23 protein-coding genes are annotated in these 23,375 nt (G+C 53.6%); 9 read left to right on the top strand and 14 right to left on the bottom strand.

Going from position 1 to position 23,375, the window contains the following annotated elements; all coding sequences use genetic code 11:
- The first annotated feature begins 68 nt into the window (after positions 1-68).
- The gene (locus tag J4G78_RS11950; protein WP_207986779.1) at positions 69-2,303 is read left to right on the top strand and encodes a TonB-dependent receptor; all 2,235 of its coding nucleotides are present in this window, start codon (positions 69-71) and stop codon (positions 2,301-2,303) included.
- 310 nt (positions 2,304-2,613) lie between these two features.
- Here the strand turns inward: J4G78_RS11950 and J4G78_RS11940 are convergent, their stop codons facing one another.
- The 3 genes from J4G78_RS11940 to J4G78_RS11930 form a co-directional block, all read right to left on the bottom strand.
- Entirely contained in the window at positions 2,614-2,934 is a 321-nt protein-coding gene (locus tag J4G78_RS11940; RefSeq protein ID WP_207986777.1) for a DMT family transporter, read from the bottom strand.
- 8 nt (positions 2,935-2,942) lie between these two features.
- A complete protein-coding gene (locus J4G78_RS11935; RefSeq protein ID WP_207986776.1) occupies positions 2,943-3,482 on the bottom strand; it encodes a (2Fe-2S)-binding protein in 540 nt (179 codons plus the stop codon).
- Positions 3,483-3,544: 62 nt separating this feature from the next.
- Positions 3,545-4,321 (bottom strand): class II aldolase/adducin family protein, encoded by a 777-nt coding sequence (locus tag J4G78_RS11930; protein ID WP_207990665.1) that lies wholly within the window; start codon positions 4,319-4,321, stop codon positions 3,545-3,547.
- Between the two features lie 295 nt (positions 4,322-4,616).
- Here J4G78_RS11930 and rpsU point away from each other — a divergent pair, with 295 nt between their 5' ends.
- Both rpsU and J4G78_RS11920 read left to right on the top strand, forming a co-directional pair.
- Positions 4,617-4,823 carry a 30S ribosomal protein S21 gene (gene rpsU / locus J4G78_RS11925; RefSeq protein WP_074204042.1) on the top strand — a complete coding sequence of 69 codons (207 nt, stop codon included), beginning with the start codon at positions 4,617-4,619 and terminating at the stop codon, positions 4,821-4,823.
- Positions 4,824-4,870: 47 nt separating this feature from the next.
- A complete protein-coding gene (locus J4G78_RS11920; protein WP_207986775.1) occupies positions 4,871-5,470 on the top strand; it encodes an FKBP-type peptidyl-prolyl cis-trans isomerase in 600 nt (199 codons plus the stop codon).
- 101 nt (positions 5,471-5,571) lie between these two features.
- On the opposite strand, the gene galK is transcribed toward J4G78_RS11920, so the two are convergent.
- The 3 genes from galK to J4G78_RS11905 are packed head-to-tail and all read right to left on the bottom strand — an operon-like array spanning position 5,572 to position 9,238.
- Positions 5,572-6,747: a galactokinase gene (gene galK / locus J4G78_RS11915; RefSeq protein ID WP_207986774.1), complete on the bottom strand. Its 1,176-nt coding sequence runs from the start codon at positions 6,745-6,747 to the stop codon at positions 5,572-5,574.
- Positions 6,744-7,769, bottom strand: coding sequence for a UDP-glucose--hexose-1-phosphate uridylyltransferase (locus J4G78_RS11910; RefSeq protein ID WP_207986773.1), 1,026 nt, complete (start codon positions 7,767-7,769; stop codon positions 6,744-6,746). Before J4G78_RS11910 ends, galK begins: the two co-directional genes overlap by 4 nt.
- Positions 7,770-7,774: 5 nt before the next feature.
- Positions 7,775-9,238 carry a sodium:solute symporter family transporter gene (locus tag J4G78_RS11905; RefSeq protein WP_207986772.1) on the bottom strand — a complete coding sequence of 488 codons (1,464 nt, stop codon included), beginning with the start codon at positions 9,236-9,238 and terminating at the stop codon, positions 7,775-7,777.
- A gap of 103 nt (positions 9,239-9,341) precedes the next feature.
- Between J4G78_RS11905 and J4G78_RS11900 the strand changes: the two genes are divergently transcribed.
- Both J4G78_RS11900 and J4G78_RS11895 read left to right on the top strand, forming a co-directional pair.
- Positions 9,342-11,477, top strand: a complete 2,136-nt coding sequence (locus tag J4G78_RS11900) for an alpha-galactosidase (RefSeq protein WP_207986771.1) — start codon at positions 9,342-9,344, stop codon at positions 11,475-11,477.
- Positions 11,478-11,484: 7 nt separating this feature from the next.
- A complete protein-coding gene (locus J4G78_RS11895; protein ID WP_243457072.1) occupies positions 11,485-13,422 on the top strand; it encodes a beta-galactosidase in 1,938 nt (645 codons plus the stop codon).
- Here J4G78_RS11895 and J4G78_RS11890 read toward each other — a convergent pair.
- Together J4G78_RS11890 and J4G78_RS11885 are read right to left on the bottom strand one after the other, a co-directional pair.
- Positions 13,419-15,509, bottom strand: coding sequence for a RelA/SpoT family protein (locus J4G78_RS11890; RefSeq protein ID WP_207986770.1), 2,091 nt, complete (start codon positions 15,507-15,509; stop codon positions 13,419-13,421). The two genes, J4G78_RS11895 and J4G78_RS11890, sit on opposite strands and share 4 nt — an antisense overlap.
- A 159-nt stretch (positions 15,510-15,668) precedes the next feature.
- Positions 15,669-16,037 carry a CC_3452 family protein gene (locus tag J4G78_RS11885; RefSeq protein WP_207986769.1) on the bottom strand — a complete coding sequence of 123 codons (369 nt, stop codon included), beginning with the start codon at positions 16,035-16,037 and terminating at the stop codon, positions 15,669-15,671.
- A 171-nt stretch (positions 16,038-16,208) separates the two neighbouring features.
- Between J4G78_RS11885 and J4G78_RS11880 the strand changes: the two genes are divergently transcribed.
- On the top strand, positions 16,209-16,760 hold the full coding sequence (locus tag J4G78_RS11880; protein ID WP_207986768.1) for a winged helix-turn-helix transcriptional regulator: 552 nt from the start codon (positions 16,209-16,211) through the stop codon (positions 16,758-16,760).
- Between the two features lie 534 nt (positions 16,761-17,294).
- Here the strand turns inward: J4G78_RS11880 and J4G78_RS11875 are convergent.
- The 4 genes from J4G78_RS11875 to J4G78_RS11860 all read right to left on the bottom strand — a co-directional run bounded on the left by J4G78_RS11875 (position 17,295) and on the right by J4G78_RS11860 (position 20,039).
- Positions 17,295-17,495: a hypothetical protein gene (locus J4G78_RS11875; protein ID WP_207986767.1), complete on the bottom strand. Its 201-nt coding sequence runs from the start codon at positions 17,493-17,495 to the stop codon at positions 17,295-17,297.
- A 39-nt stretch (positions 17,496-17,534) separates the two neighbouring features.
- Positions 17,535-18,563 (bottom strand): hypothetical protein, encoded by a 1,029-nt coding sequence (locus J4G78_RS11870; protein WP_207986766.1) that lies wholly within the window; start codon positions 18,561-18,563, stop codon positions 17,535-17,537.
- A gap of 50 nt (positions 18,564-18,613) precedes the next feature.
- A complete protein-coding gene (locus tag J4G78_RS11865; RefSeq protein ID WP_207986765.1) occupies positions 18,614-19,321 on the bottom strand; it encodes a helix-turn-helix transcriptional regulator in 708 nt (235 codons plus the stop codon).
- A 136-nt stretch (positions 19,322-19,457) separates the two neighbouring features.
- Positions 19,458-20,039, bottom strand: coding sequence for an HD domain-containing protein (locus J4G78_RS11860; RefSeq protein WP_207990661.1), 582 nt, complete (start codon positions 20,037-20,039; stop codon positions 19,458-19,460).
- Positions 20,040-20,148: 109 nt separating this feature from the next.
- Between J4G78_RS11860 and J4G78_RS11855 the strand changes: the two genes are divergently transcribed.
- Both J4G78_RS11855 and J4G78_RS11850 read left to right on the top strand, forming a co-directional pair.
- Positions 20,149-21,390 (top strand): sensor histidine kinase, encoded by a 1,242-nt coding sequence (locus J4G78_RS11855; protein ID WP_207990659.1) that lies wholly within the window; start codon positions 20,149-20,151, stop codon positions 21,388-21,390.
- Positions 21,387-22,187 (top strand): LytR/AlgR family response regulator transcription factor, encoded by an 801-nt coding sequence (locus tag J4G78_RS11850; protein WP_207986764.1) that lies wholly within the window; start codon positions 21,387-21,389, stop codon positions 22,185-22,187. The genes J4G78_RS11855 and J4G78_RS11850 overlap by 4 nt, the downstream gene beginning before the upstream one ends.
- A 26-nt stretch (positions 22,188-22,213) precedes the next feature.
- Here J4G78_RS11850 and tadA read toward each other — a convergent pair whose 3' ends face one another.
- The gene (tadA, locus tag J4G78_RS11845) at positions 22,214-22,672 is read right to left on the bottom strand and encodes a tRNA adenosine(34) deaminase TadA (RefSeq protein WP_207986763.1); all 459 of its coding nucleotides are present in this window, start codon (positions 22,670-22,672) and stop codon (positions 22,214-22,216) included.
- A gap of 69 nt (positions 22,673-22,741) precedes the next feature.
- Positions 22,742-22,915 carry a YqaE/Pmp3 family membrane protein gene (locus J4G78_RS11840; protein ID WP_207986762.1) on the bottom strand — a complete coding sequence of 58 codons (174 nt, stop codon included), beginning with the start codon at positions 22,913-22,915 and terminating at the stop codon, positions 22,742-22,744.
- A 165-nt stretch (positions 22,916-23,080) separates the two neighbouring features.
- Here J4G78_RS11840 and rpmB point away from each other — a divergent pair, with 165 nt between their 5' ends.
- Positions 23,081-23,371 (top strand): 50S ribosomal protein L28, encoded by a 291-nt coding sequence (gene rpmB / locus J4G78_RS11835; RefSeq protein ID WP_207986761.1) that lies wholly within the window; start codon positions 23,081-23,083, stop codon positions 23,369-23,371.
- The last annotated feature ends 4 nt before the right edge of the window (positions 23,372-23,375 follow it).

The raw sequence follows: 23,375 nt of genomic DNA, 5'->3' as shown, positions 1-23,375 counted from the left end.
ATTATCACTACCACGCTCGACCATATTGAGAATGAGTCTCAAGAGATCGTAATTCAGGGAAATTTTGAATGCTTAAGAATAAAACCATTTCCGCCATTTTGGCCACAACAATGATGATTCCAGCCGTTGCCCATGCGGCGGATGCGGAGTCGGCAGATGGTAGTGACGATATCGTAGTTGTCGGTGATGTTCTTTATTCAAACCAGATAAACGCTGTTAAAACGCCGACCCCGATTATCGACGTTCCCCAAAGCCTTTCCATCGTAACCGCCGACGAAATCAAACAGCGCGGCTTCACCAGCATTGGTCAGATAGTCGACTACACACCTGGTGTGAACAATACGCAGGGAGAAGGCCATCGTGACGCGGTCGTCTTCCGTGGTGTCCGTTCTACCGCCGATTTCTATATCGATGGCGTTCGTGACGACGTCCAATATTATCGCGGCTTGTATAATCTTGAGCAGGTAGAAATTTTGCGTGGTCCAAACGCGCTTCTATTTGGCCGTGGCGGCACAGGCGGCATATTGAACCGTGTAACCAAAAAAGGAACGATCGGTGAAACATTTGGCGGCGGTCAGGTTGCGATCGACACCTTTGGTGAATTCAGTATTCAGGGTGATGTTAACTTTGCCGCTGGTGAAAATGTCGGAATTCGTGTCAATGCGATATATGAAAACTTGAACAATCATCGCGATTTCTATGATGGGGATCGCATTGGCTTTAACCCCACTACAAGGTTTCAGATAGGTTCAGATACAACGTTGGATCTGTCCTATGAATATGCTGATCATGAACGTTTCATCGACCGCGGCATTCCAACAGGCACCGACGGTCGTCCGGTTTCAACCCTCAGAAATGTTGTTTTCGGTGATCCCGAGCTTAACTTTACCGAACTGGAAGCGCACCTGCTACGAGCCAACCTGCAGCATGCGTTTTCAGACAATTTTAAAGGCAATTTCAGCGCATTTTACGGCGACTATGACAAGGTCTACTCCAACTTCTATGCTTCCGGCTATGATCAGGCAAATACGCCCAATGTTGTAACTCTTGATGGCTATATCGACACTACTGAACGTGAGAATCTAATCCTGTCCGGCAATCTGGTCGGCGAATTTGAAACCGGCAGCATCGGTCACACGCTGATCTTTGGTGGCGAGTATATCAATACATCATCCAATCAGAATCGCTTAAATGCGTTTTGGTCTGCACAAGGAGCTGACCGGGCTGCTGAAATTCAAGCACTTATCGGAACCGGACTGACACGCGAGGAAGCAGAGGCCGCTGCAGAAACTCGCACCGATCAAACAAACTTCTTGATCGCTCGCCCACTAAATCTTCGCGGCGGTGTTGGCGTACGCGATGATGGTAGTTCAAACATCAATATCTTTGGTGATACAACTGTAGCCAATGCCGATATTGCCAGCCCGAATATTCTTAACGACGACACTCGTGTCGATATCGATGTCTTCTCTTTCTATATTCAGGACGAGATCAAGCTCACCGATTGGTTGAATGTTGTACTTGGCGGTCGCTTTGATAGTTTCGACATCACTGTGAATAACGTTCCGGGTGCCGAAATCCGGACCCGCAAGGATGAGGAATTTTCACCACGAGCAGGCCTGATTATCAAGCCACGAGAAAATGTCTCTTTCTACGCAAGCTATAGCGAGAGCTTCTTGCCGCGCAGCGGGGAACAATTTGCTAATATCAATGGCGATAATAATGCTCTTGATCCCAACACCTTCACCAATTTGGAGGCAGGGATCAAATGGGATTTCGAACAAGGGCTGAGCTTCACAGCAGCCATTTTCGAGATTGAGCAAAGTTCACCACAACCCAATGATGATGATCCATCAACTCTGGATATTATTGACTCAAAAATTCGCGGTTTCGAACTGCAGCTTCGGGGTCAGGTAACCGATAATTGGTTTGTTTCAGCAGGCTATAGCTATCTTGATGGCGAACAAGTCGGTCGTACCGGGCCCACAGACTTGCGTTTGCGCGAGCTGCCCGAGAATATGTTCTCGATCTGGAATTCCATTCAGATATCAGATCGCATCGGCTTCGGGCTCGGTCTGACTCATCAGGATGAGAGCTTTATCAACAACGGAAATACCGCTGTTCTGCCGGCCTATACCCGTATTGATGCAGCGGCACATTTCGATGTCACCGACAATCTGCGCCTGCAGGTCAATATCGAAAATCTGACGGATACGGTCTATTTCCCGAGTTCTCACAGTACCCATCAGGCAACTGTCGGTGCGCCTTTGAATGCACGGTTCTCGATCACCGGACGGTTCTAGTCTGGCGATATATTCGGATAGAGGGACCCGATCTATGATCTGGGTCCCCGACCAAAAATTTTGCAGAGGTCAACTGAATATCTGTGTTGAAAGCTTGCTTTAAAGCTGCATTATCGACACCGAAGAATCGGTTTACCGCACCTGATATACAAACGTAAATCTGTTTATACTTCGCATTTATGAATTGTTGAATTTACTAATCGTCCGTGATTGATTACGGGCATCAAAGCATGCTGGGTCTATTGATTACCCCACCCCAACCCCATCAATAGGCTCAGCGTGTATCTGGTTGTCGAACCAATATTGCAGACTAGGTTGTTGTTAGCTGTAATCCCACCGCTCCGATCAAAATCATCGCAATGAAAAGAAATTGTAGCAACGCCAACCGCTCATCGAAGAAAAACGCACCAATAATTGTAACGGCAACAATACCTGCGCCTGACCAAATAGCATATACCACGCCGACCGGCAGGGTTTTAAGCGCGGGGGCCAGCACCCAGAAGCATGCAGAATAAAGCGCGATTGACAAGATACCCCAGTGCCATTTGCTAAAACCGTCAGATAATTTCAGCAGCGTCGTCGCCATTATTTCCAAAACGATGGCTACGCCCAGATAAGCCCAAGCACTCATAAGGCCTCCTATTTTTTCGGGGTAAGCGCGGGGACGGCATCAGCTGCATCCGCTGGATCGATCCCCGGCGGCGGAGCAGCGCTCAGGACATCCTCACCGCGTGCTACCCTCGCAGCGCGTTGAATCGCCTCCCTAATCCTCGGGTAAGTGCCGCATCGACAGATATTGGCAATGGCTTCATCAATCTCGTCATTGGAAGGATTCTTATTTTTCTTTAGCAATACCGACGCAGCCATGATCATGCCCGACTGGCAAAATCCACATTGCGGCACATTTCCAGCCGCCCATGCCTGTTGCACCGGATGGCTACGGTCGCGGGATAACGCTTCAATGGTGGTGATGAAACGGCCTTCCAACTCGTCGATAGTGACGAGGCAGCTGCGTATCGCTTCCCCGTCAACCTCCACCATACAGGCACCACAATCACCTGTACCACAGCCATATTTGGTGCCCGTCAGGTTCGATGCATCGCGCAGCGCCCATAGAAGCGGCGTGTCGCCATCCATCCGATATTCCACGGGCCGGTTATTGACGGTGAATTTGGTCATCTAATAATAGCCATCAGGATGTTCATCGTTGCTAAGTCTGGCAATCAACTAACCTGCTTTTTCTATTCCCGCCAGCTTTTGTCTTCCCGATCAATCAGGCGCACCATGGCATCAAATTCCGGTACACCCTGAATTGCGGGATCAATGGATGCCTGAGATAAATTGGCCAGATGTTTCTTGATCACCTCTTCACCGATCACCACTGGTTTACCCATGGACAGTGTTTGCATCTGGATTTCGCAGGCGCGCTGCAAGACCCAGTGATTGAGAAATGCTTCTTCCAGCGTTTTCCCCATAACCACCGGGCCATGATTTTCGAGGAGCATCATCCGCTTCTTTCCGAGGCTTGCGAGAAAGCGAGGCCCTTCATCTTCATGAACCGTCACGCCCTCAAACTTGTGATAAGCAAGACGCGGGACAATCGCTGCCGCATAGAAATTCACCGGCTGCAATCCGCCTTCCAGCGATGCCACCGCCATAGTGGCCGTGGTATGGGTGTGAATGATTGCATGAACATCCGGCAGCTCCCGGTGGAACAGACTGTGCTGCGTGAAGCCAGCCTTGTTCACCGGATAGGTCGATCCATCGAGCGTATTCCCATCAATATCGATCTTGACCAGTGTCGAAGCAGTCACTTCGCTGAAATGCAGGCCATAGGGGTTGATCAGAAATGCCCCATTACCATCAGCACATTCGCCCGGTACTTTCAGCGTGACATGGTTGAAAATCATCTCGTCCCAGCCAAGATAGGCAAATATCCGGTAACAGGCAGCCAGCCGCTGGCGCGCTTTCCATTCGTCTTCGCTGCAGCTCGATTGGATATTGATTGCGGTGGCCATCATGTCTCTCCTGATTCGCTTAAATTGCGCTTTGAAACGGATATGGCACAGGTGCAGGTTATAATCAAAAGGCGTGGAAGGCATGGATCAAGGCAGAAAACGGCTTGGGAACTGTGCAAAAATGCCACATAACAGAGTCGGAAATGCTTGAAATCGGTCGATTAGCCTGTTAGGCGCGCAGCAACTGCAGCTGAACGAATCATCTGCAAACCCTTTTTTATGGCTTAAACAATTTTTCGGCCGGTGATGAATTGACCCGGCCCAAAGACGATATTGAACGGAGTTACTCAGTCTTATGCAAATCATGGTTCGCGACAATAATGTTGATCAAGCCCTTCGGGCGCTGAAAAAGAAATTGCAGCGTGAGGGCGTTTATCGCGAAATGAAACTGCGTCGGCACTATGAAAAGCCCTCTGAAAAGCGTGCACGCGAAAAAGCTGCCGCTGTACGTCGCGCCCGTAAAATGGAGCGCAAGCGGATGGAACGTGACGGCACGATTTAAGTCGTCCGTTTTCCAAGTACAGGCTTTCATTGAATAGGTAGTCCGATATGTCCGTTACCACTGTTCCCATCCGGCCCATCAAAAAAGGGTCGTTGACCAAATTGTGGATCGGACTGGCTCTGGTTTTGATTGTGGGGGCAGCATTAGCCTATGCTGGTACGCAAAATGCTGTGGAAACGGGTGCCACCAACGAACAGTTTCTGGCAAATAACGGCGATGAAGATGGTGTCGTTACAACGGATTCGGGCCTGCAATATAAGGTTCTTAAGCCTGGTGAGGGCCCATCGCCTACCGCAACAGATACCGCTCTAGTGAAATATGAAGGTAAGTTGCGCGATGGCAGCGTTTTTGACGCGAACGAACAGACACCAATGCCAGTTGGCGGTGTTGTCCCAGGTTTCTCTGAAGCTTTGCAATTGATGCAAAAAGGCGGTGAATACCGGATCTGGATACCGTCAGAACTCGGCTATGGTGAACAATCACCCGGTCCAGAGCTGCCCGCCAATTCAGTGCTGATTTTTGATGTCACTTTGCTTGACTTTATTTCGGCGGAACAAATGCAGGCGCTGCAACAACAAATGCAGCAGCAAGGCGGAATGCCCGGCGGACCACCATCTGGCCCGCCACCTGGAATGCCTGGCCAATAAACAACCACATAATTCAGTTTATCGAAACCGCGTTCCGGCTGGATTGTAGTTAGCGACCTCATTTAGCGACTAACCGCCCGGCGATCCGATTATCGTCCAAATTATTTACTTTGCAAAACTGACACCCCAGCTGAGGGTTTGCACAAGAAAAAGGGCGCGGTACCGTTATCCGGCGTCTGATAATGTTCGTTTATCCAACCTTCAAAGGCTGCAGCCTTTGATTTTGGTACTATCGCAACAACACAGCCGCCAAATCCGCCACCTGTCATCCTTATGCCGCCGGTTGTTCCCAAGAATTCCGCCCCGACTTCAACCAATCGATCGATTGCCGGCACCGTTATCTCAAAATCATCACGCATCGATGCATGAGATTCTGCCATCAGCGCAGAGAGCGTTACCAGGTCATCAGCCTTTAAAGCTTCTGCGGCAGCCAAGGTGCGGTTATTTTCTGACACCACATGCCGCGCGCGGCGAAAACTCACCTTATCCAGATCGGAACGCCCCTCCTCAAGTTGCGCGGTGGTCAAATCCCGCAGTGCCAGGACACTATAATGGGCTGCGGCCTGCTCGCACTGGATCCGCCTTTCATTATAGGCGCTGTCTACCAGGCCGCGCTGAACGCCAGAATGAACAACCGCGATCGACAGATGCTCCGGAATGGGAATGGCCGATGCTTCCAAAGAACGGCAATCAATCTGCAATGCAGACCCAGTTTTGGCACACGCTGAAACCAGCTGATCCATGATCCCGCAGGCACACCCTACATAGTGATTCTCGCTATGTTGAGCGATCAGCGCCAGCCCGGTCTTGTCCAGACCGCGCAACTGGTGCATTTCCTCAAAGGCTTTAGCCAATGCCACGCCGAGCGAGGCTGAGGAGGAAAGCCCCGCCCCCTGAGGGACGTTCCCCGCTATCGCGATATTGCTACCCGCTAACGCTAACCCTCTATCGGTCAAGCTTGCTGCGATGCCGCGGACATGATTTTTCCATTCCGCCGTTTGCTTTGCAAAGGGCCGGGCCGCCTCAAAACTATCGTGGTCACCGCCGAGATCACAGGCCAACGCGCGGACGTTGCTGCCCATATTTGGTCCGATTGCGACCACCGTTTCATAGTCGATGGCGCAGGGAAGAACGAAGCCGTCATTATAATCAGTATGTTCGCCAATCAGGTTCACGCGACCGGGTGCCGCCACCAGCATCGCAGGTTCTTCGCCATAGCTGTCGACATAGGCCTGCGTCACCCTGTCCCGTAAAAGCGCGCGGCGTTCCGTGGTCATCGGGCCTGCTCACTGAATCGGGTATCAGGCAAAGACCGCAACATCGCTGCCGCTTTTTCGGGGGTGAGGTCGCGCTGAGCTTCGGCTAGCATTTCATAGCCGACCATGAACTTGCGGATGGTGGCAGAGCGCAGCAGCGGCGGGTAGAAATGGGCGTGGAGCTGCCAATGTGCCGCGTCATCCTCACCAAAGGGCGCGCCGTGCCAGCCCATGGAATAGGGAAAGCTGCACTGGAAGAGATTGTCATAGCGTGCGGTCAGCGCTCGCAAGGCCACAGCCAGATCGTCCCGCTGTTCCCCGGTCAGGTCCGGCATGCGTTGTACGGCAAAGCGAGGCAGCAGCAGCGTCTCGAATGGCCATTCCGCCCAATAGGGTACGATGGCCAGCCAGTGGTCCGTTTGCACCACCACCCTTTCGCCAAGCTCTGCTTCGCGCTTGGCGAGGTCGAGCAGCATGGGGGTTCCGAAGTTTGCGAAATGGCCGCGCATGCTGTCATTTTCGCGGCGCAGTTCGTCGGGGACGTGGCTCGCGGCCCAGACCTGGCCGTGGGGATGGGGGTTGGAACAGCCCATCATTGCGCCCTTATTCTCGAATATCTGGACCGATGTGTAAGTTTGCCCAAGCCTATCCGAAAGCTCACACCATGTGTCCACAACCGCCACGATCTGGTCCCGGGACAGTTGCGGCAGGGATTTGCCGTGATCGGGCGAGAAACAGATGACATGACATTCGCCAGACGTGGTCTCGGCGCGGAACAGTGGATCATCGGATTGCTCCACCGGCACATCTTCCATCAATGCGGCAAAGTCATTCTTGAACACAAACACCCCGTCATAGTCGGGATTTTGCTCACCGGTGATCCGCCCGTTTCCCGGACACAGATAACAGTCCGGATCATAAGACGGCGGCTGCTGCTCCATCTCCCCCTCGTCGCCCTGCCACGGGCGGGACAGCCGTTGCGGCGAGACCAATATCCACTCGTCTTTCAGCGGGTTATAGCGGCGATGCGGTTTATCAAACATGGCCGTTACGTCAGCGCCTCTCTAAATCCGGCAAAGCGCGCTTTATTGCCCATGGCGCGATTGGCCAGCAAGGCGGCGATGACCGATGTTGCCAGCGTGACCACCATGAAGTCGATATAATGCATGGTGATAATGCCCGCCGGTTCCAGCCGGAACGTATAGGCACCGTAAAGCAGCACGCCCCAGATCACCCCGCCAACCGCCGCTGGCGCGCAAACCCCGCGAAACAGCAGTCCGGCGATAAAGGCCGACAATATCGGCATCGATAAGAGGCCGTTTAACTGCTGCAGCAGGTTGATGATACTTTCGGCATTTTGATAGAGCGGCACCAACATGATCGCAACGATGGTCAGCAAGACCGAAACCGCCGCCGCCAGTTTCCAGTGATCCTTGACTTCGCCAATAAATTGCTCGTGAAAATCAACCGAGTAGAGCGCGACGGAACTGTTAAGCACCGCACTAAAGGTGGTGATCACAGCGGCCGCGACCATCGCGGCAAACGCGCCCGACAACCATCCGGGCAACACCTCGGCGACCAGTCGCCCGTAAGCCGCATCACCGATATCGCCGAATAACTTATAAGCCACAACACCGGGAATCACGACAATGGGCGGCACGATCAATATGCGGATAATCGCCGCAACCATCACGCCCTTTTGCGCTTCCTTCACCGTCGGCGCCGCCATCGCCCGCTGAGTGATATTCTGGTTGGTCGACCAGTAGAATATCTGGATGAAAATCATGCCGGTAAACAGGGTGTGAAACGGAATGGGTGAATCCGGTCCGCCAATCATCGAGAGCCGTTCCATGGGCATATCGGTGACAATATCATAATCCACCGCTGCCAGCGCCAATATGACGATGGCCACCGCCAGACCCAATATGCCAACGCCGGAATAGGTGTCCATCACCGCCACCGCGCGCAGCCCGCCGAAAATCGTATAGGCCGCCGAGATGACAGCCAATATGCCGGCAAAATAGATCAGCGGTATGTCGCTGCCAAATAGCGACTGCATGAACAGGGCCCCGGAATAGAGCGCGGCGGGCAGATAGATCAGGATATTGCCGAACAGGAAGAGGCCCGAAATCAGCGTCCGGATGCTTTTGCCCCTATACCGCTTTTCGAGCAGCTCCGTCACCGTCGTGCAGTTATTCTTGTAATAGATCGGAACAAAAACAAACGCGAGGATCAGCAATCCCGCAAAGCCGCAAATTTCCCACCAGGCCAGTAACAGCATCTGGTTGCCGTTCATCCCGACCAGCTGATCGGTCGACAGATTGGTCAGCGTGATCGAGCCCGCCACAAATAACCATGTCAGACTGCCACCGGCCAGAAACACGTCCTTGCTCGACCCGTCATGGGTTTTCGCCTGCCGGACTTTTGCCCAGGTCGCAAAGCCGATAATGGCGGTGATGGCGATACAGACGATAATCTGTACACCGCTGGTTGTCGGTAAATTGGCTAACATGCGATCCCCTTTGGCCCCCTTGTTCTGTTTTTCCCCGGGGTGGCTTTAGTTAGGACCAGTCTACTCAAAAGCCAAGCCGAATTGCGTCGGAAACCGTTTGACTTTGCGCCAGAATTCATCGCCTAATCCGCCGATGGTTGAGAGGGGAACAAGCTGGCGGCTGGATGGCAATGCCATCACATTGGTGTTTGTCGCCGCGGGGCGCGATGAAATAGATCTGGCCTATCTGGGACCCCGCTTGCCCGAAGGCGAAGACCTCTCGGCATTGGTGGCTGCGGGACATTTTAGCCGCCACGAAAATGAGCCGGATGACCCCCGCATAGGCGGACTCTTGCCGCAAGCCCGTGACGGCTATCGCGGCCGACCGGCTTTTCAAATCCGGTCCGGCGAACAGGCTCTTCATTGCGATTTTCAGCTGGTCAATGTCGAAGCGGATGGACCCCAGATGATAGCCATGTGGGTTGAGAAATCGTCCGGCTTGCAAGTCGACCTGCACTGGAAAATTGTCGATGCCCGCACCATAGAGGTGACGACCCATTTGGTAGCGAATGACGTAGGGGATATCATTCTCGAAGCCGCGTCATCGCTTGCCATGCCGCTGCCCCGCCAATTTAGCCATATGACCGCTTTTCATGGGCGCTGGGCGCGCGAGATGCAGGCGACGACAAGCCGCATCGGTCCCCAGGCCATCGAGATGCGCTCGGCCAATGGCAAGCCCGGCTTTGATGCGGGCAACTGGCTGATCTTTCATGGCGATGACGGCCAAAAAGATGGCGGAGAATGTCTTGGCATTCATGCATCTTCCTGTGGCGATCATCTGGCCCATGTCATACAGGATCAGGATGGCCGGGCCTGCCTGTCTATCGAGGCGCTACGACAACCGGGCGGAATTGCGCTGAACGCCGGTGATACTGCCGACCTTGGCCAAGTGACGTTGATCCTTGGCGAGAATCGGGATCATCTCACGCAGCTGTTTCACGATCATGTCCGGACGCATATCCTGCCGCAGCGATCAGACTGGGGATCGCGCAAGGTCCATCTCAACAGCTGGGAAGCACTGGCCTTCGATCTCGACGAAGCCAAGCTGAAGACGCTGGCTAGCGCGGCAGCCGATCTCGGGATTGAGCGTTTCGTGCTGGATGACGGCTGGTTCAAGGGGCGACGCAGTGACGATGCCGGTCTTGGCGACTGGCAAGTGGACAAAGCTATTTTTCCGGGTGGCCTGACGCCGCTCATCGACCATGTGCAGGGACTCGATATGGATTTCGGCCTGTGGGTTGAGCCGGAAATGGTGTCGCCCGATAGCGATCTATACCGTGCCCATCCCGACTGGTGTCTGCATGATGATCTTGCGGATCGTCCGACCGAGCGCAATCAACTGGTGCTCGATCTGAGCCGCGAAGATGCCTTTGCCTATATCCATGACGCGTTGGCCGCTTTGCTCGACAATCATGATATTGCCTATCTGAAATGGGATCATAACCGGCGGCTATTCCCCGATAACGGCTTGCAGCAATTTGCTATCCAAAGGCTGCTGGGGAAATTGCGTCAAAACTATCCGGCAGTAGAGATTGAAAGCTGTTCCAGCGGCGGCGGGCGCGTAAGCTTTGCGATGCTGGAGCATTGTCACCGCATTTGGCCGAGCGATAACAACGATCCGATCGAACGGCTGCGCATCATGGAAAGCTGGGCGCGGTTCCTGCCGCTCGAGATCCTTGGCAATCATGTCGGGCCCTCGCCCAATCCGATCACCGGTCGCCGCACCGATATGAATTTCCGCGCCAAGGTCGCCCTGTTCGGTCATATGGGTGTCGAGACCAATCCGGCGGCGATGAGCGAGGATGAGCGGGCAGTCTTGCGGGCGCATGTCGCACTCTACAAACAATGGCGCGACGTGCTCCATCAGGGCGATTTCCGGCAATTACACCATTCCGAAACCGGCATCCATGGCCAGATGGTGGTGAGCGGCGAACGCGCTCTAGCCATGGTTGCGCAAACCGGCTTTGCGGAAAATTTCAATGTCGCACCGATACGCTTGCCCGGTCTGAATGCAGACGCGCTGTACAACGTCACCCTGCCCAAGCCGTGGCCGCAAAAAGCTTCCACGTATCTTTCCGATCCGGAGCGATGGGAGAGCGGCATGACCTTGAGCGGACGGGTGTTGGCCGAGCGGGGATTGGCGCTGCCACTGACCCACCCCGAAACCGCTTGGTTGATCGCCATCGAAGAAAAGGGATAAAAGCCAAATGATGAAATTGGGATGCTGCTATTATCCGGAACATTGGCCAGAGGACATCTGGGCCGAAGATGCCAAGCGCATGGTGGAAATGGGGCTATCGCAAGTGCGCATCGGCGAATTTGCGTGGAGCCGTCTCGAACCGACGGCGGGGCAGTATGAATGGGAATGGCTGGACCGAGCGATCAAGACATTGGGCGATGCGGGACTGGAGATCATTCTCGGCACGCCGACGGCAACGCCGCCCAAATGGCTCGTCGACAGCATGCCCGATATGGTTGCGGTCGATGAACAGGGCCGCCCGCGCAAATTCGGATCACGCCGCCATTATTGCTTTTCCCATCAAGGCTATCGCGAACAATGCGCGCGGATCGTCGAGGCGATGGCGCAGCGCTATGGCGAGAACCCCGCCATTGTCGCGTGGCAGACCGATAATGAATATGGCTGTCACGACACGATTGTGAGCTATTCCGAGGCCGCGAAAATGGGTTTTCGCCGGTGGCTCTCCGACAAATATGACCATGTCGATGCGCTGAATAGCGCCTGGGGCAATGTCTTCTGGAGCATGGAATATCGCAGCTTTGATGAAGTAGAACCGCCCAACCTGACGGTGACTGAACCCAATCCAGCCCATGTGCTCGACTATCGCCGCTTTGCCTCGGACGAGGTTGTTACTTTCAACAAGTTGCAGGTGGATATCTTGCGCGCCCGATCGCCGGGGCGGGACATGATCCACAATTATATGGGGTTTTTCACCGAATTTGATCATCATGATGTGGGCAGGGATCTCGATGTCGCCAGTTGGGACAGCTATCCGCTCGGCTTTCTTGAACAGTTCTGGTTCAGCGATGAGGAAAAGCTGCGCTACACCCGGCAAGGCCATCCCGATATCGCGGCCTTTCACCACGACCTCTATCGCGGGTGTTGCGCTGGTGGCCGCTGGAGCGTGATGGAGCAGCAGCCGGGACCGGTAAACTGGGCGCGCTATAATCCCGCGCCGCTGGATGGCATGGTCCGGCTGTGGACGCTGGAGGCAATGGCGCACGGGGCGGAGCTGGTATCCTATTTCCGTTGGCGTCAGGCGCCCTTTGCACAGGAACAGATGCATGCAGGTTTGCTGCGCCCCGATAGTGCAGTGGCACCGGGCGGGCATGAGGCCGCGTTGGCGGCGGCCGATATTGAGAAGCTGGGGCAGATTGGCGAGACGGCGAAATCGGTTGCGTTGCTCTTTTCTTATGAAGCCGCCTGGCTGTTCGAGGCGCAACCGCAGGGGCAGAGTTTTCGGTATCTGGAACTGGTTTTTGAAATGTACAGCGCGCTGCGGCAACTGGGGTTGAATGTCGATATCGTCGCTCCGGATGTGGCGCTGGATGACTATAAAATGGTCGTCGTGCCGAGCCTGCCGATATTGAGCCCGTCGCTAGTGGAGCGGATTGCAAAGCTCGACGTCCCGGTCCTGTTCGGGCCGCGAACCGGCAGCAAGACTGCCGATTTTGCGATTCCAGCGGATCTGGCGCCCGGTCCGTTGCAGCAGCTGATCCCTTTGAAAGTGGCGCGGGTGGAGAGCCTGCGGCCCGGCATGACCGAAAAAGGATCGGACTATGAAGTCACGCGCTGGATAGAGACGGTGGAAACCGGATTGTCAGCCGACGAGATGGTCGATGATGGCCGCGGGATTATCTTCTCCAGTGGTCCTGTCGGCTATCTCGCCAGCTGGCCGCCTGCGCCGCTGATCAAGCGGGTTTTCGCGGCCATGGCCAAGGAGGCGGAAATCGCGACATTGGATTTGCCGCGCGATCTACGCGTCCGGCAGCTTGGCCATGTCCATTTCGCTTTTAACTATGGAACCGGCGATTGCGACATTACCGATCACCTGCAGGGCGGTGAGCTGATATTGGGTGAGGCGCTGATCAAGCCCGCCGGTGTCGCCGCATGGACTGTTGCCTAGAGCCGTTCGGCCTGCGCAATCGCTTCCGATGCCCTGAGCGCCGATAAAATCCGCATCAGGTGGTGGACATTGTGTACTTCCAGATCGACCTCGAACGTATGGAAGGGCGCGTCGCGGTTAGTCATCCTAAGCCGCAGGATATTGGCATTGTGAAAGCCGAAAATCCCGGCCATCTCAGCGAGCGTGCCGGGCTTGTTGTGCAGCACAACCATCAACCGCGCCGCCGCGCCATCGGTTTCCATGCCCCAGCTGAGATCGACCCAGTCCGCGTCGACTCCATCCGCCAGTTTCAGGCAATCAATCGCGTGCACCTCGACATTTTCCCCACTGCGACGCAGACCGACAATACGGTCGCCGGGCACCGGATGACAGCATTCGGCCAGATCAAAGGCGACACCCGGCGTTAGCCCCTTGATCGAAATCGCCCGATCCTGCTCCGGCCATTCACGGTCGTCGTCATTGTCGTTGACGCTGCCCGGCATCAGCGCTTCCATGACCTCACGATCGCTCAATTCGCGCGTGCCGATCGCGATCATCAGTTCATCCTCATCCACCATATCAAGCCGCTTGAGCGCCGCCTTTAACGCCTTTTTCCCGATCTTGCCCGGCAAGCGCTCGACAATTTCGTCGTAAAGCTTGGTGCCGATCTCGACAATCTCGTCACGCTCCTTGTGCCGCACGAACCGGCGGATGGCGGCGCGCGCCTTGCCGGTGATGACAAAGGACAGCCAGCCGGGCTGCGGCTCCTGCCCATCGGATTTCAGGATTTCGACGACATCACCATTGGTCAGCTGTGTCCGCAGCGGCACGTGGCGACCATTGACCTTCGCCCCGACCGCCTGATTGCCGAGATCCGTATGCACCGCATAGGCAAAATCGACGGTCGTCGATCCGCGCGGCATTTGCAGCAACGCGCCCTTGGGCGTGAAGGCAAATATCCTGTCCTGGTACATGGCGAGCTTTGTATTCTCAAGCAGCTCTTCGGCATCCTCGGCATGGTCGAGGATCTCGATCAGATCGCGGATCCAGCCCGCCTGCCCATCCGGCCCGCCGCCCTGCTTATAGGCCCAGTGCGCCGCCAGCCCATATTCATTGTCGCGGTGCATGCGCTCCGAACGGATCTGGATTTCCACGCGCATATTATTGCCGTGCATGATCGTGGTGTGCAGCGACTGATAGCCATTGCGCTTGGGCGTCGAGATATAATCCTTGAACCGCCCCGGCACGGTTTTCCATTTCTGGTGCAGGATGCCCAGCGCGCGATAACATTCCGCGCTATTATCGGTAATGACACGGAACGCCATGATATCGGTCAGTTGCTCAAAGCTGACATGGCGCTCCTGCATCTTGCGCCAGATCGAATAGGGGTGCTTTTCCCGCCCGCTGACCTCTGCGGCAAGACCGCCAGCCGCCAGCGCCTTTTCCAGCGACTTGGCAATTTTATGGACCTGGCCGTCATCGCCTTCCTTGATCGCGTTAAGACGCCCGGTAATGGTTTCATGGGCTTCCGGTTCCAGATGACTGAAGGCCAGCAGCTGCATCTCGCGCATATATTCATACATGCCGATCCGCTCGGCCAGCGGCGCATAAATATCCATCGTCTCATGGGCAATGCGCCGGCGCTTTTCTTCGCTTTTGATGAAATGCAGCGTGCGCATATTATGCAACCGGTCGGCTAGCTTGACCAGTAGCACCCGGATATCATCCGACATGGCGAGCAGGAATTTGCGGAGATTTTCCGCCGCGCGTTCATTGTCGGTCTGCGCCTCAATCTTCGACAATTTGGTCACGCCATCAACCAGCCGGGCGATATCGGCCCCGAACAGCTTTTCAATTTCTTCGGTGGTGGTCAACGTGTCTTCGACCGTATCATGCAGCAGCGCCGTGACGATGGTCTGCTGGTCGAGCTTGAGGTCGGTCATCAGCCCGGCGACTTCGATCGGATGGCTGAAATAGGGATCACCGCTCGCGCGTTTTTGACTGCCATGTTTCTGGACGGAGAACACATAGGCGCGGTTGATCAGATCCTCATCCGCATCCGGGTCATAGCTGCGCACCCGTTCCACCAGTTCATATTGCCGTAACATATTGGCAAACTGTCTGGCTTTCCGCGCAGGGGCAACAAAAAAATAGCGTTGAAGACATTGCCGTCGAGGGTCAGGGGCAATGCTTCAACGCTGGAGGTTAACCGGCCGGGCCATTTGCGTGGCCATAACGGGATTGAGTGGCCGGTCGTGAAGGTGTATTTATTTGCGGTTTGCGATCCGTTGCTTCGCGCCAACTTTGTCGCCATTGCAGCGCGCCAGAGTTTCAGCATCCACGGCTTCGCCTTTATAAGTAAATGATGCCAAAGGACCCACTTTGCGGGATAAACGCGCGCAGACTGTCTTGACCGATGACCCGCTTTTGGCACCTTTGCATTCCGTACCGGCACAATGCATTACCGTACCTTTGATGATATGGCGCGTTGCCTCAACCGGCTGTTGCAGCTCGGCAGTGTAGGCCACCGGCTTGCTGCGGGCCTCGGCTGCACTGGCGGTAAAGATTAACGTAGTGGTGAGGATGGCGACAAACAGCATGGCTATGTGGCGCAATGGGGTTTGGGAGATAAGCATTTTCTATTCCTTTCAAGTCATCTGAACCCTTGTTGTGCGCCGGTATCCTGGGGAGAAAAATCGGCTTGCAATTTAGGTTGCGAATCAGTACTTATATAGTTAGATTTTAAGTTGCAACTAAAAACTTATATTTTTTTTTGGGATTGTTCAAAACTGGTCTAGGTACAGCACATGGATAAATTGACGGAAAATCTCTCGGAACTCGGAACAGGCTGCTCTCTGCCCATTTCTTTAGAGGTAATTGGCGAGCGCTGGTGCTTCATGATTTTGCGCGCCTCGTTTAACGGCGTGCGCCATTTTGAGGATTTTCTTTCGGAAATCGGCATAGCCCGAAACATACTGGCCAACCGGCTGACCCGGCTAGTCGAAGCAGGCATCATGTCCCGCCGCCCCTGCGACCATGACAAACGCAAAGTCGAATATCGCCTTACCGACAAAGGGGCGGACCTACTCAGCGTGATTGTCGCCATTCGCCAGTGGGGCGAAAAATGGGAAACCGGCGTGCCATCCAATCCCATATTGGCCGATGCAAAAGATCGTAAGCCAATCAGCCGGATCACCATTCGCGCCCACGATGACAGAGTCTTGGGTCTTGATGACTTGTGCTGGATTGATGAGGAAGAATTACGCAACCACGGCTCCAGTGATGCCACTGGCGATACAGACCGCGGCGATATGGTGGTCCGCCATCTCAAGGAAATTGGCGAGCCTTCTGCTGCTTGAGGGCAGGATGACAGTTCAAACTATGTGTAGTGGCAACGGCTAGATTGGCTTTGGCGATCCACTAGGCTTATCTCGTCTCGGCGCTAATTTCCACGTTGGGCGCAAAGAACAAACAACTCTAGAAACTTACCTATCCAAGTGAAACTGATTATTTTGGGATCAAATTAGCGACAACCATACGGCGACAAGGATCGATAGGGCCATCATAATATTAGCGGTGCGCTCTATAGATGTTTTGGCCGAAACCTTCCGATAGCCGACCCTATCCAAAGCCACAAGAGATCGGCAACAATCATCACAAAAACACATATCAACCATTTGACGGTGGCATCTGCGGCAGAATCGTTTGGGATAAGCCGATTGGTTGTCATAAGGGAAACAAAGGCAATATATGCTTTAGGGTTAGTAATGCCTAGGAACAGTCCGTTTCGAGCCTGGCACAGCGCAGGTCGAGTATTGTTCGCCCACCCCTCTCGAAGACCGGAACTGAGGTAAGAACTACAAATATCTGAGAGTAGAGATAGATGACTTATATCAGGCGGTCGCGCATATCGCTGCAGCGAATGCCAGACCTATTTGCAATCCCAAAAGATAGCGCAAACCACTGGCTATGCCATATTGCCTGCCGATTGCGACTAGTGTTGCAATTGCCGGCCCTGGTGAGCCAAGCAGAATGATAGATGTGGTCAGGAAAAAGGTTGTTCTTTCGACATTAATATTTCTTAGCGAATCCACTGCTCTTCGCCTCTCTGAGGAATGATAGCTTCCGGAGCACTATGGAACCTTTCTATGCTCCGTATCTGCCTTAAGCGTAGCGAGCGCAGCATTCTGCAATCTATCAACCGGGACCCCTAAAAGGTCGGCGTCACTATTTAGCTTCAATTGATCACGGATGGCCAACAATACTCGTCTATTGGCATAACCATGGGTGGACTTTGGATTGTCGCTCTGACTTTTGGAAAAGCGCTTCAGCAGCTTTTCGCGCGTCGCGTTCGCTAGTGCGAGTTCAACCAGTTTAGCGCGATATTCCCATTCCCAGCCCTCGAGATCAGTGAAGCGATTTTTATCCAGAAAATGCTGCGCTTCATGGGCAAGAAAGCTAACTTTAAAGCGCTCGTCATCCAGGTTTATATAGGCGGGAACGACCAGATGGATCATGTCCTTGGTCGCCCAGCCTCCCGTTTTTGATCGCTCACAGCTATGATAGCCATACCAGCCAAAGCTGATAAAATTGTCCATCATCATGACCCGTGTGTCCTGGATGCCTTCCGGCAGTGTCACTTTATACGTTCGTTCTGTCTGCTCGGTCCAGACCATGAGTTCACGAAGCTGCCCGGTGCGCCCCTGTAGTGAGTGATAGCCCGCTTCGGACAAGAGCTCCTGTAAAATTGGTTCGATTTCTTCAATGGTCGCTAAATCGGGCCTGTTTACAGCTTTTTGCAAATTCTGGACCAGTATGTCGTGATAGGCGGCAATGCCGGAACTATCATTCATACTGGCCCGCCAATACATCATATAGGACCGGAATATTTGGCGGATGGTCGGTGAATCTATCTGCTCAGGTATGTCCACGGTTTTTTGACGATTTAGACGCTGCAAAATGCAGTTCCGCAACACTGTATCTTTGGTGTTGAAAGCCGACGCGGGGTGGGCGTTTAGCAGTTGCTCGACTCGAGGCCCATCGAGCACACCGATAGCGCCAGTGACTTCTGAAATTATTGCTTCAGGGTCAACTACTTGGTTCTCTGCCGCAACAGATTCGCTCACCAACAGCAACGTCAGCATTATAGTGGTTTTGATCATGGTCTCTAATCCGAATGCGGCAGCAAAAACATGCCATCAATCCGAACTTATCAACCAGCTGCATAACCGTATTGAACGGTTTTGACTTTTCGCCATGCTCGAGGCGTCGTTCCGGTCAATCCAACGACCGATCGAGTCAAATGTGCCTGATCTGCAAATCCGGTACGATAGGCAATATCCGCCAGAGCGCAATCACTGCATATGATTTCGCGAAGTGCGCGGCGTGTTTGTGCCTCCCGCCTGTAACGAGCTGGCGTCGTGCCATAGGCTTTGAAAAAACCGCGAGTAACCGTCTCTGGCCTGATACCCGCTTGATTGGCCCATCGGGTGAGATGCGTGGGTGCTTCCAAAAGATCTCGTGCAAGCATGTCAGGCCAGTCACCAATAACGGGTTGCTTTACCTGATGCGGGGCAAGGATAGCCATTATGTCTTCGTCGCAATTGACCAAAGACTTGAGGAGCAGGGCCTTGAGGAGATCGTCAGGATGCTCAACCTGAAACATTGGCGGCAAAGCAAGATAGCCCGGAACGGGAATATTGATGATAGAACAGGACGACGATACGCGGTTTGCATGCGCCTCTAGCTGGTGATGGTAGACGATATCTCCTGCTTCGGCCTGCCATCGGCCGGTATCACCAAGCTCCTCATATGTGCCGGACAATATGAATGCTGCATAGCCCGTCGAGTGCCGATGCCGCGGTTGTGGTCCCTTCTCCAAAAGCTGATAATGCATCCACGGCGCATATCTGCTGGCCAAAAATCTGTCCAGTTTTTGTCGTCCAAGAGGACTAAAACCCGATGGCCGTGTTCGGGATAAAGCAACCACAGCAATAAAGTCACTATTTGATCACATCTCAAACAATCTGATCAGCGAGAATTTCGGGTCAAAACACCTATTCGTTCACATAAATGCTGTTAATCGGCCTTTCCATGACGCGCTTCACAATCGGTTCGAAAAACTCCAGCGGGGCGCTGTCATAGTTGGCGTCAAAAGCCTTCTGGTCATATTTTTCGCAAAATTCCGCGCAATCTTCAAAATGTTCATGGCCGCGAAACTGCTCGCGCATGTCGCGGTCCTGGCCGAGATGGTGGAAGAAATAATAACCTTGGAAAATGCCGTGTTTTTCGGTGATCCAAAATAGTTTTTCGCTGACAAAGGGTTTTAGAATCGCTGCCGCGACGTCGGGATGATTAAACGTGCCGAGCGTATCGCCAATATCATGGAGCAAGGCCATGACGACATAGTCATCCGGCCGGCCGTCACGATGCGCGCGGGTTGCGGTTTGCAGGCTGTGCTCCAGCCGATCGACCGGAAAGCCGCCATAATCGCCGTCCAACAGCCGCAGATGATCGAGCACCCGGTCCGCAACCTTGCTGGCAAACGGCATGTAGTGACCCCCGATAATCTTCCAGTCTTCCTCCGTACCTTCTTCCATCGACGCAAATTTTGCTGTCACTTCATTGGGGCCGCCCATGTCATTCTCCTCAGGTTCACGCTTATCTTTGCGTGTTCTCTTTGCTTTTTCAGACATAATATTATGCGATTCTTTCCCAAACGGCAATGGCGCGCTATAGATGGGCAATATGGCCGTCATCGAAATTCGTCCCCAGCCCTTTTTTGGCAATAAAAACCGCGCATTCTGGAACCTGCAATCGGCTGGCTGGGCCGCGGTATTGGCGCTGCGCGGATTGTCGGGAATTTCCAACGGCCTGCCGCTCAGCTTTCTGATCCCGGCGATTATCGGGACGATTACCGGCTATTCGATATCGCTGCTGCTGTCGGTTATTTATCGCAACCTGATCAATCGAAAGCCGATTGTGACCTGGGGCGTCACGGCAGTCGCTCTTGCTGTCGCGGCTTCCCTTTATGCCTTTATCGATGCCTGGGTTTTCCAGATTCAGAATCCGAACACCGAAACCGCATTCGGCACGCTCTATCTCGGGGCCCTGTTTCTGGGTATCATGTTGCTCGGCGCATGGTCGGCTTTATATTATGCGATCAATTTTTTCCTGAGGGTTGAGGAACAGAATGACCAGCTTTTGCGCCTGGAAACGCAGGCGACACGGGCACAGCTGGCGATGCTGCGTTATCAGCTAAACCCCCATTTCCTATTCAACACGCTCAACAGCATTTCGACATTGGTGCTGCTGAAACAGACCGAGCCTGCCAATGCGATGTTATCCCGCTTGTCCTCATTTCTGCGCCATACATTGGTCAACGAAGTGCATAGCCGCGTGACATTGGCGCAGGAGGTGGAGACGCTGCACCTCTATCTCGATATCGAAAAAATGCGTTTTGAGGAACGGCTGCGACCCAGTTTTGATATCGATCCGGCTGTCCGTGATGCGCTGTTACCGTCATTGTTGCTGCAACCCTTGGTTGAAAATGCGATTAAATATGCGGTCACGCCCCTTGAAGAAGGGGCCGAAATTGCCGTCGCTGCATGGCTTAACAAAGGCGTTGACCAGGATATGGTCAAGATTACCGTGTCGGATACTGGTCCGGGGAAAAGTGGCCCGATACCAAAAACAACTGACTCTACTGGCGTTGGATTGGGAAATATTCAGGAGCGATTAAACCAAGCTTATGGAGAAGCGCATCAGTTCGAGATTAAGTCATCAGCAGGAGGCGGTTTTTCTGTGATCATTTCATTGCCATTTGAAACCAGAGAACTGATTGAGAAAGAGGCTGCGCAGCATAGCACAACACTCGACCAGATCAGGAACGAAGCCATATTTGGGGAGCATGCATCCGATAAAAGCCATGGGGGTCTCGTCACCGCCCCCGCAATGGCTTCATCGCACCAAAAGGACATAAATCCATGACGATAAAGACGATATTAGTCGACGACGAAAAACTGGCCATTCAGGGCCTGCAAATCCGTCTGGAAAAATATGAAGATATCGAAATCATCGATACTTGCAGCAACGGCCGTGAGGCGATCCGCAAAATCAAGACGTTAAAGCCAGACCTGGTGTTTCTCGACATTCAGATGCCGGGCTTTGACGGCTTTTCAGTTGTTCAGGGCATTATGGAAATAGAACCACCCTTGTTCATTTTCGTAACCGCCTTTGCTGACCATGCCGTCCGTGCGTTTGAAGCAGAAGCCGTCGATTATCTGGTCAAACCGGTTGAGCCCGACCGGCTGGCCGATGCCTTGGAACGTGTACGAAACCGCCTGACCGAAAAGCGCGGCGCGGAAGAGATTGAAAAACTCAAAAATGTGCTCAGCGAAGTCGCGCCAGCGGCAATGGCGGATTTGGAAAATGCCGAAGAGCCCGCCGCAGCCAGCCGCTATGAGAAGCTGATCAACGTGAAAGATCGTGGACAGATTTTCCGCGTTGATGTTGATACGATCGAGCGCATCGATGCGGCAGGCGACTATATGTGTATTTATACCGCCGATAACTCGCTGATCCTGCGCGAAACTATGAAAGATCTCGAAAAACGCCTCGATCCGCGCAATTTTCAGCGGGTGCACCGGTCGACCATCGTCAATCTGGGCCAAGTGCGGGAAGTGAAACCGCATACAAACGGCGAGTGCTTCCTGATTCTGGGATCAGGTGCGCAAGTTAAAGTGAGCCGCAGCTACCGTGACGTTGTCGCGCGCTTTGTGCACTAGTTCAGGATAATAATTAAGGCGGACCTTCAAAGACGGCGGTTTTTGAAAAAATCACGGAGTAATGCAGCGGATTCGGTTTCGCCGAATCCAGCGTAAACTTCTGGTGCATGATGGCAGGTGGCGGCGGCGAAGAAATTCACGCCGCTGTCCACCGCGCCACCTTTTGGGTCTGTCGCCCCATAATAGAGCCGCTTGATTCGCGCATGAGAAATGGCGCCTGCACACATAGTGCAAGGCTCCAACGTGACCCACAGGTCGCAATCGGTCAGTTTTTCTTGGCCCAGTTTTGCAGCGGCCGCTCGCAAGGCGACGATTTCTGCATGCGCCGTCGGATCACCGGTGGCGCGCGGTTGATTTCGGCCTTCGGCAATAATCTCTCCACCACGCACGACGACCGCGCCAACCGGCACTTCGCCATCATCGGCAGCTTTTTGAGCCAATTGGAGCGCTTCGCGCATATATGTCCGGGCCTGATCCATCACCATGTTTGGCGATGCTTAGTCCGGTTTGGCGGCCAAGGCCAATTATTCCGCCATATACAGCAAACTATGCCGTTATGCGAGAGAGCCTCGCTTGGCCAGCAAGATATAGAGCGCAAAGACGATACCGGGAACATAGCCTAGCAATGTCAGCAGGACACTGATCCAGAAATTACTGTTCAGTCCTTCTTGAACGAAAACGCCGAGCGGCGGCAAAATGATGGCGAGCAAAATTTTCAAAATGATCATGGTTTATCCCTTCGTTATCATGCTCTAGTAACGAGGGACGGGCCAGTTGGTTGCCATAAAGGTCAAAAATCCCGCCGGCCTGCGCTTGACGAACCGGCGATTTGCGGTTAGGTGCGCTGTCTTTCCCACGGGAATCACTCAATAACAAGAAATTGGACACAAAACATGTCGCGGATTTGCGAACTGACAGGTAAGACTCGGCTGGTAGGCAATAATGTATCGCACGCCAAAAACCGTACCAAAAAAACTTTTTTGCCGAACTTGCAAAATGTGACCTTGTTGTCCGACGCTCTCGGTAAGGGCGTGAAGCTGCGCGTTTCGACCCACGGCCTGCGTTCGGTTGAGCATGTTGGCGGGCTGGATAACTGGCTGTTGAAAACATCCGATGACAAATTGAGCCTACGCGTGCGCCGTCTCAAAAAAGAAATTGCCAAAAAGCAGGCTACTGCCGCTTAATAAC

The sequence above is a fragment of the Parasphingorhabdus cellanae genome (genome assembly GCF_017498565.1).
GTDB classification, from domain to species: domain Bacteria; phylum Pseudomonadota; class Alphaproteobacteria; order Sphingomonadales; family Sphingomonadaceae; genus Parasphingorhabdus; species Parasphingorhabdus cellanae.
Note: the sequence above shows the minus strand (reverse complement) of the source record. Positions and strands in the feature narration are given on the sequence as shown.

Bases quoted from the DNA above. Each gene is read 5' to 3' on its own strand.
- rpmB (WP_207986761.1), top strand. From the start codon at position 23,081: ATGTCGCGGATTTGCGAACTGACAGGTAAGACTCGGCTGGTAGGCAAT.
- J4G78_RS11930 (WP_207990665.1), bottom strand. From the start codon at position 4,321: ATGGCCACCGCAATCAATATCCAATCGAGCTGCAGCGAAGACGAATGG.
- J4G78_RS11935 (WP_207986776.1), bottom strand. From the start codon at position 3,482: ATGACCAAATTCACCGTCAATAACCGGCCCGTGGAATATCGGATGGAT.
- J4G78_RS11920 (WP_207986775.1), top strand. From the start codon at position 4,871: ATGTCCGTTACCACTGTTCCCATCCGGCCCATCAAAAAAGGGTCGTTG.
- rpsU (WP_074204042.1), top strand. From the start codon at position 4,617: ATGCAAATCATGGTTCGCGACAATAATGTTGATCAAGCCCTTCGGGCG.
- J4G78_RS11910 (WP_207986773.1), bottom strand. From the start codon at position 7,769: ATGTTTGATAAACCGCATCGCCGCTATAACCCGCTGAAAGACGAGTGG.
- J4G78_RS11870 (WP_207986766.1), bottom strand. From the start codon at position 18,563: ATGATCAAAACCACTATAATGCTGACGTTGCTGTTGGTGAGCGAATCT.
- J4G78_RS11950 (WP_207986779.1), top strand. From the start codon at position 69: ATGCTTAAGAATAAAACCATTTCCGCCATTTTGGCCACAACAATGATG.
- J4G78_RS11880 (WP_207986768.1), top strand. From the start codon at position 16,209: ATGGATAAATTGACGGAAAATCTCTCGGAACTCGGAACAGGCTGCTCT.
- J4G78_RS11860 (WP_207990661.1), bottom strand. From the start codon at position 20,039: ATGGGCGGCCCCAATGAAGTGACAGCAAAATTTGCGTCGATGGAAGAA.
- J4G78_RS11940 (WP_207986777.1), bottom strand. From the start codon at position 2,934: ATGAGTGCTTGGGCTTATCTGGGCGTAGCCATCGTTTTGGAAATAATG.
- J4G78_RS11885 (WP_207986769.1), bottom strand. From the start codon at position 16,037: ATGCTTATCTCCCAAACCCCATTGCGCCACATAGCCATGCTGTTTGTC.
- tadA (WP_207986763.1), bottom strand. From the start codon at position 22,672: ATGGTGATGGATCAGGCCCGGACATATATGCGCGAAGCGCTCCAATTG.
- J4G78_RS11855 (WP_207990659.1), top strand. From the start codon at position 20,149: ATGGCCGTCATCGAAATTCGTCCCCAGCCCTTTTTTGGCAATAAAAAC.
- J4G78_RS11895 (WP_243457072.1), top strand. From the start codon at position 11,485: ATGATGAAATTGGGATGCTGCTATTATCCGGAACATTGGCCAGAGGAC.
- J4G78_RS11890 (WP_207986770.1), bottom strand. From the start codon at position 15,509: ATGTTACGGCAATATGAACTGGTGGAACGGGTGCGCAGCTATGACCCG.
- J4G78_RS11840 (WP_207986762.1), bottom strand. From the start codon at position 22,915: ATGATCATTTTGAAAATTTTGCTCGCCATCATTTTGCCGCCGCTCGGC.
- J4G78_RS11850 (WP_207986764.1), top strand. From the start codon at position 21,387: ATGACGATAAAGACGATATTAGTCGACGACGAAAAACTGGCCATTCAG.
- galK (WP_207986774.1), bottom strand. From the start codon at position 6,747: ATGACCACGGAACGCCGCGCGCTTTTACGGGACAGGGTGACGCAGGCC.
- J4G78_RS11905 (WP_207986772.1), bottom strand. From the start codon at position 9,238: ATGTTAGCCAATTTACCGACAACCAGCGGTGTACAGATTATCGTCTGT.